Annotated in this window: 10 protein-coding genes and 1 pseudogene; 3 read left to right on the forward strand and 8 right to left on the reverse strand. The window is 70.0% G+C overall.

All coding sequences use genetic code 11. From position 1 onward, the window contains the following. Positions 1 to 6: 6 nt before the first annotated feature. Positions 7 to 576, reverse strand: a complete 570-nt coding sequence (locus C667_RS06530) for a CIA30 family protein (protein WP_004358946.1) — start codon at positions 574 to 576, stop codon at positions 7 to 9. A gap of 317 nt (positions 577 to 893) precedes the next feature. On the opposite strand from C667_RS06530, the gene C667_RS06535 reads away from it, so the two are divergent. Together C667_RS06535 and C667_RS06540 are read left to right on the forward strand one after the other, a co-directional pair. Then, positions 894 to 2,939 carry a zinc metalloprotease gene (locus tag C667_RS06535; protein WP_004358948.1) on the forward strand — a complete coding sequence of 682 codons (2,046 nt, stop codon included), beginning with the start codon at positions 894 to 896 and terminating at the stop codon, positions 2,937 to 2,939. A 233-nt stretch (positions 2,940 to 3,172) separates the two neighbouring features. Continuing rightward, positions 3,173 to 4,270 carry an NADH:flavin oxidoreductase/NADH oxidase gene (locus tag C667_RS06540; RefSeq protein ID WP_004358950.1) on the forward strand — a complete coding sequence of 366 codons (1,098 nt, stop codon included), beginning with the start codon at positions 3,173 to 3,175 and terminating at the stop codon, positions 4,268 to 4,270. 65 nt (positions 4,271 to 4,335) lie between these two features. Here C667_RS06540 and C667_RS06545 read toward each other — a convergent pair whose 3' ends face one another. Both C667_RS06545 and C667_RS06550 read right to left on the reverse strand, forming a co-directional pair. Next, positions 4,336 to 4,755: an acyl-CoA thioesterase gene (locus C667_RS06545; protein WP_004358951.1), complete on the reverse strand. Its 420-nt coding sequence runs from the start codon at positions 4,753 to 4,755 to the stop codon at positions 4,336 to 4,338. 121 nt (positions 4,756 to 4,876) lie between these two features. Continuing rightward, on the reverse strand, positions 4,877 to 5,413 hold the full coding sequence (locus C667_RS06550; protein ID WP_004358952.1) for a PadR family transcriptional regulator: 537 nt from the start codon (positions 5,411 to 5,413) through the stop codon (positions 4,877 to 4,879). A gap of 221 nt (positions 5,414 to 5,634) precedes the next feature. Between C667_RS06550 and C667_RS06555 the strand changes: the two genes are divergently transcribed. Continuing rightward, on the forward strand, positions 5,635 to 8,538 hold the full coding sequence (locus tag C667_RS06555; RefSeq protein ID WP_004358953.1) for a crotonase/enoyl-CoA hydratase family protein: 2,904 nt from the start codon (positions 5,635 to 5,637) through the stop codon (positions 8,536 to 8,538). 210 nt (positions 8,539 to 8,748) lie between these two features. On the opposite strand, the gene C667_RS06560 is transcribed toward C667_RS06555, so the two are convergent. From C667_RS06560 to C667_RS06580, 5 genes and pseudogenes are all read right to left on the reverse strand, one after another. Continuing rightward, positions 8,749 to 9,090: a zinc ribbon domain-containing protein YjdM gene (locus tag C667_RS06560; protein WP_004358955.1), complete on the reverse strand. Its 342-nt coding sequence runs from the start codon at positions 9,088 to 9,090 to the stop codon at positions 8,749 to 8,751. 53 nt (positions 9,091 to 9,143) lie between these two features. Then, positions 9,144 to 9,866: an ankyrin repeat domain-containing protein gene (locus C667_RS06565; RefSeq protein WP_039920897.1), complete on the reverse strand. Its 723-nt coding sequence runs from the start codon at positions 9,864 to 9,866 to the stop codon at positions 9,144 to 9,146. Next, positions 9,847 to 10,623, reverse strand: coding sequence for a TatD family hydrolase (locus C667_RS06570; RefSeq protein WP_004358959.1), 777 nt, complete (start codon positions 10,621 to 10,623; stop codon positions 9,847 to 9,849). Before C667_RS06570 ends, C667_RS06565 begins: the two co-directional genes overlap by 20 nt. A 94-nt stretch (positions 10,624 to 10,717) precedes the next feature. Beyond that, positions 10,718 to 11,083 carry a PilZ domain-containing protein gene (locus C667_RS06575; protein ID WP_004358961.1) on the reverse strand — a complete coding sequence of 122 codons (366 nt, stop codon included), beginning with the start codon at positions 11,081 to 11,083 and terminating at the stop codon, positions 10,718 to 10,720. Beyond that, a pseudogene (locus C667_RS06580) lies at positions 11,080 to 11,506 on the reverse strand (DNA polymerase III subunit delta'); the annotation flags it as partial. The pseudogene C667_RS06580 and the gene C667_RS06575, both read right to left, overlap by 4 nt.

Raw genomic sequence — 11,506 nt, forward strand, 5'->3', positions numbered from 1 at the left:
CCTGACTCAGCTCATTCGCCGCCTCGTTCCAAGCCCCATGTCACCCGCTCCGAGCGCACGGATCGCCCGGATCGCGAGCTCGAAGCCGCCGAACTGGCGATCCGCGATCATCAGGCCGAGCTGCTCGATGCGGGCTCCGCGCAACGGCGGCGCCTCGGGCACCGCGCGGCCGCGGTAGCTCGGCAGGAAGAGGTCCATCGACAGGCGTAACCGGCCCCACTCGCCCGCAGGCGGGGTGAAGGCCGCCTGGTAATTGACGCCGTCGAAGTTGCGGTCGGTGCGCAGGTTGAGCTTGTAGCGGCGGCCGTCGCCGCGCACGTCGAGCTCTATGGCGTCGAACCCTCCCGCCTCGCCCCCTTCCGTCTCGAAGTCCCCGGCTGCCGGCTGCGCCACCGCGCTGCGCACCGAGGCGAAGCCGCCGTTGTTGTCCGCCGACACCGTGCCGGCAAACACCGCGTGGCCGGCCGGATCGAAGCGCAGCGTGCTGCGCGACACGCCGCCCATGACGCGATCGTCGATCGCCGACCAGGTGGCGACCGACTCGGGGCGGTCGAAGAGGAAGAAGGTTCTCGGCATGGGCGGATTATGCATGCGCTGCGGCGCACCGCGCACGCCCTCTCGCCGGGCGATGCGTCCACATGCACCTTGACTCGCGCCACCCCTACTCTATGCTGAATTAGCAGTTACGAATCAGCGCCTTACCGTTCTATCGCGCAGGCTTTCCGAGACCTTTCCGGAGCTTGCCGCGCGTTCGCTTCCGGCGGCATCCACATGCCGTCACCCCGGGTCGAGCCCTCTTCGCTTTCTCGTGTCGGCGCGCGTACCAGGCAGCGCACCAGCAGGCACGAGCGCGTGGAGCGGGTATCGACCGCAGCCTGCGACAGGAGCCCATCATGGCCAGGACCAAGGACAAGGAACCGTCCGAGCAGCGGCGTCACCGCACTTGCGCGACGATGGAAGAGCATCGCCGTCTCGCCCATCTCTACCCCGAGTATCGCCGCAGGCGCCGGGAGATCGAGCTCGAGACGCGCCAGTTCATCGCGCGCTATGCCGCCGAGGGCCTGCGCACCGGGGTCGTGCGCATCCCGGTGGTGGTGCATGTGGTCTGGAACACCGCGGCACAGAACGTCAGCGATGCGCAGATCCAGTCGCAGATCGACGTCCTCAACGCCGACTTCCGCCGCACGAATGCAGACGCCGCGAGCGTGCCGGCCCACTTCTCCGGCGTGGCCGCGGACGCCCGCATCGAGTTCGCGCTCGCCGTGCGCGACCCTAACTGCGGCGCCACGACCGGGATCACGCGCACAAACACGGCGACCACCGGCTTCACCAAAGCGACCCGCAACAACGTCAAGTCGGCGGCGACCGGCGGGGCCGACCCGTGGCCTTCGGACCGCTACCTCAACATGTGGGTGGCGAACTTCACCGACGACCTGCTCGGCTTCGCCACCTTCCCCGGAGGCCCCGCGGCGCTCGACGGCTTCGTGGTCGATACGCAGGCCTTCGGCACCATGGGCACGGCCAGCGCGCCCTTCAACCTGGACCGCACCGCCACCCACGAGATCGGCCACTGGCTCAACCTCATCCACATCTGGGGCGACGACACCGCGCTGCCCGACCAGTGCAGCGGCACCGACATGTGCGCCGACACCCCCAACCAGGCCGACGAGACCTACGGCAACCCCGCGGGCATCCGCGTCTCCTGCGGCAACGGCCCGAACGGCGACATGTACATGAACTACATGGACTACACCGACGACGCCGGAATGTTCATGTTCAGCCAGGACCAGGTCACGCGCATGAACGCGACGCTGATGGTCGCGCGCACCGGCCTGCTGGCCTCGGACGGGCTGGTCCCGGTGAGCGGCGGCTCGCCCGCGCCCGACCTGTGGATGCAGGACAACGCCGACGACGTGGGCGCCGAGCCGGATGCGAGCACCAACCCGATGTGGATCAGCGACGACATCTGGGTGCGCAACGTGGCCGATGGCCTCGCCAACCAGGACCACCAGAACCCCAATGGCGAGCAGACCAACTACGTCTACGTGCGCGTGCGCAACCGCGGCTGTGCCGGCGCCGCGGCGCAAAGCGGCACGCTCAGGCTGTACTGGGCGAAGGCCTCGAGCTCCCTGTCGTGGCCGGCGCCCTGGGACGGCAGCGTGGCCAGCCCGGCGCTGATGGGTGGGCTCGTGGGCAGCCAGGCGGTGAGCGTGAACGGCGGCGACACCGAGATCGTCGAGTTCACTTGGACGCCACCCGACCCGTCGGACTACGCGGCCTTCGGCGCGGACAAAGCGCACTTCTGCCTGCTCGCCCGCATCGAGACCTCGGCCACCGCGCCCTTCGGCATGAGCTTTGCCGAGACCGCCAACCTCTACGCCAACGTGCAGAACAACAACAACATCGTGTGGAAGAACATCTCGATCGTCGACACCGACGGCGACGGTGCGCGCTACGCGGACGTGGTGATCGGACGCTTCACGCGCGAACGGCGTGCGACGCGGCTGCTGTTGCGCACCCCGAAGCGGCGCGGCTTCTCGCTCTTCGACTGGGGCCACCTGCTGGTGGAGTTCCGCGGCGAGGCACTGCTCGAATGGGTGAAGGAAGGCGTGAAGGGCGACGGCTTCGAGCGCCTGCAGGACGGTCGCCTGTTCATCACGCGTTCGGGTGCCGAGATCGTCGGCCCGCCGCTCAAGGCCGGCAGCTTCGGCACGGTGCATGTGCAGTTCGTGCCCGACGGGCGGCGCCCGACCGGGGCCCAGGTGTTCGAACTCGACATGATCGAGCTCGACGCCAAGGGTCGCGCCATCGGTGGGCAGCGCCTGCTGCTGAAGACCGGAGCGAGCCGCCACCGGCATTGCTGCACGCACGACAAGGGAAGCTTCGACGGCGTGAGCTGGACGCCGAAATCGCATTGCCGATGCGGCTGCGGCTGCTGAGGGGTCTCCCGCCCCCGGTGGTTCCACGGGCGCAGTGCGCACGGCCCGAGCGTCGGCAGGCGCCGGGCCGTGCGCTTGGGTTGTAGCGCCGAGGCAATGCCGAGTGGACGCGCGCGGCGCTTGTCCGCTACCTTCCCGCCCTTGATCGGCCCGTCGGCCCCAGCATCCCCTCGCACATCCTTCCCATCCGGCCGCCACGCGGCCGGCGTCGCTCCATCGGAACCACATCGCTCATGACCGCCCTCTTCCAGCCCTTCAAGCTCAAGGACCTCACCCTGCGCAACCGCATCGCCATCCCGCCGATGTGCCAGTACTCGGCCACCGACGGCGTGGTCAACGACTGGCACCGCGTGCACTACCCCGCGCTCGCGCGCGGCGGCGCCGGGCTGCTCATCGTCGAGGCCACCGCGGTGTCGCCCGAAGGCCGCATCACCCCGGGCTGCCTCGGCCTGTGGAACGACGCGCAGGCCGCCGCGCTGGCGCCGATCGCGGCCTCGATCAAGGCCGCGGGCGCGGTGCCCGGCATCCAGATCGGCCACGCCGGCCGCAAGGCCAGCGCCAACCGCCCGTGGGAGGGCGACGACCACATCGCCGCCGACGATGTGCGCGGCTGGGACACCCTGTCGCCCTCGGCCACGGCCTTCGGCGCCCACCTGCCCAAGGTGCCGCGCGAGATGACGGTGGACGACATCGACCGCGTGCGCGCCGACTTCGTCGCCGCCGCGAAGCGCGCACGCGCGGCCGGCTTCGAGTGGCTGGAGCTGCACTTCGCCCACGGCTACCTCGGCCAGTGCTTCTTCTCGGTGCACGCCAACCAGCGCAGCGACGCCTACGGCGGCAGCTTCGAGAACCGCAGCCGCTTCCTGGTCGAGACCGTGCGCGCGGTGCGCGCGGTGTGGCCGGAGAACCTGCCGCTGACGGTGCGCTTCGGCGTGATCGAATACGACGGCCGCGACGAGGAGACGCTAGCCGAGTCGATCGAGCTCGCGCGCAACTTCAAGCTCGAGGGGCTGGACTTCCTCAACGTCAGCGTCGGCTTCTCGACCCTGAAGGCCAAGGTGCCCTGGGGCCCCGCCTTCCTCGCCCCGGTGGCCGCGCGCGTGCGCCGCGAGGCCGGGCTGCCGGTGGCCGCGGCCTGGGGGATCGACAACCCGGCGATCGCCGACGCCTGCGTGCGCGACGGCCAGCTCGACCTGGTCATGGTGGGCCGCGCCCACCTCGCCAACCCGCACTGGCCGATGCGCGCCGCGCGCGCCCTGGGCGTCGAGCGCCCGACCTGGGTGCTGCCGGCGCCATACGCGCACTGGCTGGAACGCTACGCAGGGGCTTGAGGGCGTGTGACTGGCCCGCGATCCGCTCGCGGGCCGGGTGCTCCGGCGCAAACGAAGCGAAGCGCTCAGCTGCAGAGCGCGCGGATATCCTCGGGGATGGGGACGGCCTTGATGCGCAGCGGATCGTCCGGATCCTGGACGGCGAAGATGCGGACCTCGCGGCCCATGCACAGCACGGTCTCGCCCCGGCGTACGATGTGGCGCACGACGAAACTCTTGCGCCCCCAGTGCTCGACCCAGGATTCGACCTCGAGGTCCTCGCCATAAGTCGCCGAGTTGCGGAAGGTCGCCTGCGCGTCGACCAGCGGCGCGCCGATGATGCCGTTGTGCGCTGCGGTCTCGCGCCAGCTCGGCACACCGCAGGCGCCCATCAGTTCGGCGAAGGACGTATCGAACCACTTGAAGTAATTTGCGAAGAACACGATCTGCGCGGGGTCGCAGTCGCTGAACGCGACACGCAGCCGATGGACATTGGTACGGGCCATTGTTGTTTTCCTGGTGGTTTCTCGGGGTTGGTGCCGGCGGCGCGGCACTTGAACGATACTGCCAGAACAATTTGATGGCAAACGATTGCCCATCCTTTTGTAGGCGTTCCGCTCCAAGCGTTCACGCCCTGCCCAGTTCGCGCATTGCCTCGTCGCACCATGCGACCCAGCCCTGCTCGTATTGGATGCCGGCCTTGAGGATGAGGTGGTGGATGCGGCGCTGGCGCGTGGCTTCAGCGTCCGCGGGAAAGTCCCGCGCCTCGATGGCGCGGTAGGCGCGCAGCTTGTCGGCGTGGAGTGCGCGGCGACGCTCGAGCTCGGGCAGCAGGCCGAGCGGCCCGACGACCGCGTCGGCGCGCAGGCGAACCATGAACTCGTCGCGCAGTTCGGGCAGCGGCGCAGCCTCGGCGGCCCAGCGCATCAGCTCGTCGCGCCCGGCGGGCAGCACACCGTAGCTGCGCTTGCGGGTGCGGCCGGCGTCGGGGTCGGCGTCGGAGCGGATCCAGCCCGCCTTCTCCATGCGGCCGAGCTCACGGTAGATCTGCTGGTGGGTGGCCTGCCAGAAATGGCCGATCGACTTGTCGAAACGCCGCGCCAGCTCGTAGCCGGACGAGGGTTGTTCGAGCAGCGAGGTGAGCAGGGCGTGGGCGAGCGACATGGACGGAGTCTAGCCGCCCGCGGCGCGACCATGCAACGCGTTGCATAGTGGGCGCGGATCTTCTACAGTCCTGCAACTGGTTGCATAGTCGGAAGGCCGGTGGATGGTGCAGGCCTCCCCCGCCCCGCGCGTATCTCCCTCCCCTCTCCCGCGCGCGCGGCGGCCCTCCCCTGCCGCCCGGCCATGCGACCAGCCCCCTATAAAAATCCGCGAGCGAGACGATGGCCACCTACCCGAACCTCTTCCGTCCCCTGGACCTCGGCTTCACCACCCTGCCCAACCGCTTCCTGATGGGCTCGATGCACGTCGGCCTGGAGGAGGCCGAGGGGGGGTTAGAGCGCATGGCCGCGTTCTACGCCGAGCGCGTGCGCGGCGGCGTCGGCCTGATCGTCACCGGCGGCATCGCGCCCAACCTCGAGGGCCGGCCGTGGAGCGGCGGCGCCACGCTGACCAGCGCTGAAGAAGCCGCCCGCCACCGCGTGATCACCGACGCGGTGCATCGCGAGGGCGGCAAGATTGCCATGCAAATCCTGCACTTCGGCCGCTACGCCTATCACCCCGAGCTGGTCGCGCCCAGCCCGATCCAGGCGCCGATCGCGCCCTTCCCGCCGCGGGAGCTGTCCACCGCCGACGTCGAGCGCACGATCGAAGACTTCGTGCGCTGCGCCGAGCTCGCCGGCGAAGGCGGCTACGACGGCGTCGAGATCATGGGTTCCGAGGGCTACCTGATCAACGAGTTCATCGTCGCTCACACCAACAAGCGCACCGACGAATGGGGCGGCGCCTATGAGAACCGCATCCGCTTCGCCGTCGAGATCGTGCGCCGCACGCGCGAGCGCCTCGGGCGCGAGTTCATCCTCATCTACCGGCTGTCCATGCTCGACCTGATCGAGAGCGGCTCCACTTTCGAGGAGGTGGTGCAGCTCGCGCAGGCGATCGAGGCCGCCGGCGCCACGCTGATCAATAGCGGCATCGGCTGGCACGAGGCGCGCATCCCCACCATCGCCACCTGCGTGCCACGTGCCGGCTTCGCCTGGGTGACGCAGAAGCTCAAGGACCACATCGGCATCCCGCTGATCGCCACCAACCGCATCAACACCCCCGAGATCGCCGAGGCCATCCTCGCCGAGGGCAAGGCCGACATGGTGTCGATGGCACGGCCCTTCCTCGCCGACCCGGATTTCGTGAACAAGGCCGCCGAAGGCCGCGGCGCCGACATCAACACCTGCATCGCCTGCAATCAGGCCTGCCTCGACCACACCTTCGCGGGCAAGATCACCTCGTGCCTGGTGAACCCGCGTGCCTGCCACGAGACCGAGCTGGTGATCGAGCCGACCACCACGCCGCGCACCATCGCCGTGGTCGGCGCCGGCCCGGCGGGCCTCGCCTTCGCCACCACCGCCGCCGAGCGCGGCCACAAGGTGACCCTGTTCGAGGCCGGCGCGCGCATCGGCGGGCAGTTCAACATCGCGATGCAGATCCCGGGCAAGGAGGAGTTCGCCGAGACCCTGCGCTACTTCGGCCGCCGCGTCGAGCAGACCGGCGTCGTGCTCAAGCTCAACACCCGCGTGTCGGCCGCCGAACTCGCCGGCCAGTTCGACGAGGTCGTTCTCGCCAGCGGCATCGTGCCGCGCGTGCCGGAGATCGAGGGCGTGGATCATCCCAAGGTGCTCGGCTACCTCGACGTGCTGAGGGACAGGAAACCGGTGGGGCGCCGGGTGGCGATACTCGGCGCGGGCGGCATCGGCTTCGACGTCGCGGAGTACCTGAGCCACGAAGGCGTCAGCCCCAGCCTGGAACCGGCGAAGTTCTACGCCGAGTGGGGCATCGACGCGAACTACGCGCGCCGCGGCGGGCTCACACAGCCCCAACTGGAAACCGCCCCGCGCGAGCTCGTGCTGCTGCAGCGCAAGGCGAGCAAGGTCGGTGAGGGCCTGGGCAAGACCACCGGCTGGATCCACCGCACCGCGCTGAAGAACCGTGGCGTGAAGATGATCGCGGGCGTCACCTACCATCGCATCGACGACGCCGGCCTGCACGTGACGATCGCCGGCAAGGACGAGGTGCTGGCGGTCGACAACGTGATCCTGTGCACCGGCCAGGAGCCGCAGCGCGAACTCCAGGCCGCGCTGCTCGAGGCCGGCATGCGGGTGCACCTGATCGGTGGCGCCGACGTGGCCGCCGAGCTCGACGCCAAGCGCGCGATCAAGCAGGGCATCGAGCTCGCCGCCAGTATCGAGAAGGCCGCTTCAGCCCCAGCCCTGCTCGCCGGGCAGCTGCCCGCCTCCCTCGGGGGCGCCGGCATCCCCCTGCCGCAGTTCGACACCCTGCGCATCGGCCTCGACGGCCAGGTCGCGCTGGTGACGCTGAACCGCCCCGACAAGGCCAACGCGATGAACCTGCAGATGTGGCAGGACCTGCGCACCGCGATGCAGTGGGTTGACCGCACGCCGGCGGTGCGCGTGGCGGTGGTGCACGGCGCCGGCGAGCACTTCTGCGCCGGCATCGACCTGCAGATGATGATGGGCATCCTCCCCACGGTGAAGGACGCCTGCGAGGCGCGCACGCGCGAGAACCTGCGCAACCTGATCCTCGACCTGCAGGACACGCTCACCAGCCTGGAGCGCTGCCGCAAGCCGGTGCTCGCCGCCATCCACGGCGCGTGCGTGGGCGGCGGCGTGGACCTGATCGCCTGCGCCGACATGCGCTACTGCGCGGCGGGGACGTATTTCTCGGTCAAGGAGGTCGACCTCGGCATGGTCGCCGACGTCGGCAGCCTGCAGCGCCTGCCGCGCCTGATCGGCGAGGGCATGGTGCGCGAGCTGGCCTACACCGGGCGCCGGGTGGACGGCGCGGAGGCCGGGCGCATCGGCCTGGTGAACCGGGTCTTCGACACGCACGAGGCCTTGATGGAGGGAGTGATGCAGCTCGCCCAGGCCATCGCCGCCAAGTCGCCGCTGGCGATCCGCGGCACCAAGGACATGCTCAATCACGCCCGCGACCACAGCGTCGCCGACGGCCTCGACCGCGTCGCCACCTGGAATGCGGCAATGCTTCTTTCCGAGGATCTGCAGACGGCCATCCGCGCAGGACTGACCAAGCAGCCGCCGAAGTTCCGCGACTGAGGGCGTAGAGCTTCGCGGCTGCCGCCGCTCCTACATGCGCCGCACGCGCCGCGGTTTCCTGTAGGAGCGCCGGCAGGCGCGAATTGAGCGTCTCCGCAAATACCGGCGCCCATCGCGGTAGCACCGCCCATTCGCGGCTGCCGCCGCTCCTACATGCGCCGCACGCGCCGCGGTTTCCTGTAGGAGCGCCGGCAGGCGCGAATGCGGGCCTCAGTTCTTCTTCACGAACTCCGACTTCAGCTTCATCGCGCCGATGCCGTCGATCTTGCAGTCGATGTCGTGGTCACCCTCGACCAGGCGGATGTTCTTGACCTTGGTGCCGACCTTGACGACCAGGGACGAGCCCTTGACCTTGAGGTCCTTGATCACGGTGACGCTGTCGCCGTCCTGCAGCACGTTTCCATTGGCGTCCTTCCACACCTTGTGCGCCTCGGCCGTCTCGGCTGCGGTCTGCTGCGGCCATTCGTGGGCGCATTCGGGACAGACGAAGTTGTCGCCGTCCTCGTAGGTGTATTCGGAGTTGCAGGCGGGGCACCTGGGCAGGCTGCTCATTGGGTTTCCTGGTGGATTGGAGCGCAGGCGGCACGACGGCCGCCCGAAGGGCATCACTCGATGGTGATCTTCATCGCTGGCGGACGGATGCCGCGGCGCTTGCGCTCGGCCTGGATCAGTTCGGCGATGTCGGTGTTGTTGTTCTGCAGCGCCCAGGCGTCGGCCGAGAGGCCGGCTTCGTTGAGCGCGTTGAGATCGGTCTGCGGCTGCGCCAGCAGGCGGCGCACCACCTCGATGTGGCCGTTGCGCGCGGCCAGCATCAGCGGCGTGGCCTTGTTGGGCGCGGGGGCGTTGAGCTCGGCGCCGGCGGCGATGAGCTCGTCGATGAGCTTGTCGCGGCCCTCGAAGGCGGCGTAGTGCAGCGGCGCCCAGCCGTCGTGCACGACGGTGGCGCCAGCCTTGATGAGCGCGCGCGCCGCGTCCTCGTGGCCGCGCAGCACGGCCAGCATCAGCGCGGAGTCGCCCGCCGGGTTGCGGTAGTCGAGGCGGGCGCGGTTCTTCGCCAGCGCCTCCACGGCCGCGGTGTGGCCCTCGCGCGCGGCGAGGATCAGCAAGGTATTGCCCTGCGCGTCGACGGTGTCGGGGTCGAGCCCGCGCTGGATCAGGCTGACGAGCCCCTTCGCGTCGCCCATGCTGGCGGCGGAGAGCGCGTCGGCGAGCGTGGCGGCGAGCGCGCCCTGCGCCGCCATGCCGCTGGCGACGAAGGCGGCGGCCAGCGCCAGGCGGCGCAGCGTGGAGGACATGGGCGGGCGGGAATCAGGCAGGTCTTTGTGCATGGCGGAAGAGGCGGAAAAAGTTGTCGGTGGTGGCTTGCTCGACCTGCGCCAGGGAAAGCTCGCGCAGGCGGGCGATCTCCTCGGCGACATGCACGACCCAGCCGGGCTCGTTGGTCTTGCCGCGGTGCGGCACCGGGGCGAGATAGGGGGAATCGGTCTCGATCAGCAGGCGGTCGAGCGGCACGCGGCGGGCGACCTCCTTGAGCTCCTTCGCGTTGCGAAAGCTCACGATGCCCGAGAAGGAGATGTAGAAGCCGAGTTCGAGCGCGGCCTCGGCGACCTCCCAGTTCTCGGTGAAGCAGTGCATCACCCCGCCCACCTCGCCCGCGCCCTCCTCGCGCATCAGGCGCAGCGTATCCGCGGCGGCGCTGCGGGTGTGGATGACCAGCGGCTTGCCCGTCGCGCGCGCGGCGCGGATGTGCACCCGGAAGCGCTCGCGCTGCCACTCGGGCGCGTCCTTGTGCCAGTGATAGTCGAGCCCGGTCTCGCCGATCGCCACCACGCGGGGGTGGTCGGCGAGCGCGAGCAGGCGGGCGAGGTCGGGCTCCTCGCAGTCGGCGTTGTCCGGATGCACGCCGACCGAGGCCCACAGGTGGGCGTGGCGCTCGGCGAGCGCAAGCACACGCGGGAACTCCTCGAGCCGCACGCTGATGCACAGCGCCGTGCCGACGTCGTTGGCCGCCATGGTGGCGAGGATCGCGTCCTCGCGCTCGGCGAGGCCGGGGAAATCGAGATGACAGTGTGAATCGACGAACATCCGGGTCCTGGGCGTGTTGATGAAGCGGGTGTCGATGAAGTCGGCGTCGATGGGCTCGCGCCAAGCGCCGCGGGCCGAGCCCTGGCCGGGGCGCTCAGAGCGTGTGCGTGGGCCGGCTGGAGCCGAGGTGGCCGGCGAGCACCTTCTCGATGCGGTCGCGCAGCACCCGGCTCGACTCGTCCGCCGAGAACTGCACGCCGATGCCCTGGGTCTTGCCGCCCTGCGCGCCGTCCGGGGTCACCCAGACCACGCTTCCGGCGACCGGGTGGCGAGTGGCGTCGTCCATGAGCTGCAGCAGCATGAAGACCTCGTCGCCCAGCTTGTAGTTCTTGGGCGTGGGCACGAAGATCCCGCCATTGACCAGGAAGGGCATGTAGGCCGCGTAGAGCGCCGACTTGGAGCTGATGTTGAGCGACAGCACGCTCGGACGGCTGACGGCGGGACGGGCGGCTTGGGTCATCCTCGGGCTCCGGCGACGGCACGGGCGTAGCGCATCAGCATGTCCTCCAGCACCAGCCTCAGGCTCAGCGGATGGCGCGAAACCTTGCGGATCTGGGCGAGCTCATTGTAGCAGGCGCTCGCCGCGGCCACGCTCGTGCGGGCCGCCAGCGCGGCGAGCACGCCCTCCTGCGCGGGGAAGAAGCGCACCCGGCCACCGAGGCGCAGCGCGGCGAGGTCGCTCACCCAGCGCTGCATCCAGCCGGCGAGCTCGGGCAGCCCGAAGCCGGCGGCGAGCGCGTCCTTGGAGCGCAGCCAGGCCTCCCACTGCCCGGCCAGGCGCAGCACATCGGCGGCCTGCAGGCCACCGAGGTCGCGCACGAAGCGCGCGTGCATCGCCGCGCCGCCGCCCTGGGCGAGGCGCTCGGCGGCGAGCGGCATGCCG

The organism is Thauera phenylacetica B4P (assembly GCF_000310225.1).
Classification (GTDB): Bacteria; Pseudomonadota; Gammaproteobacteria; order Burkholderiales; family Rhodocyclaceae; genus Thauera; species Thauera phenylacetica.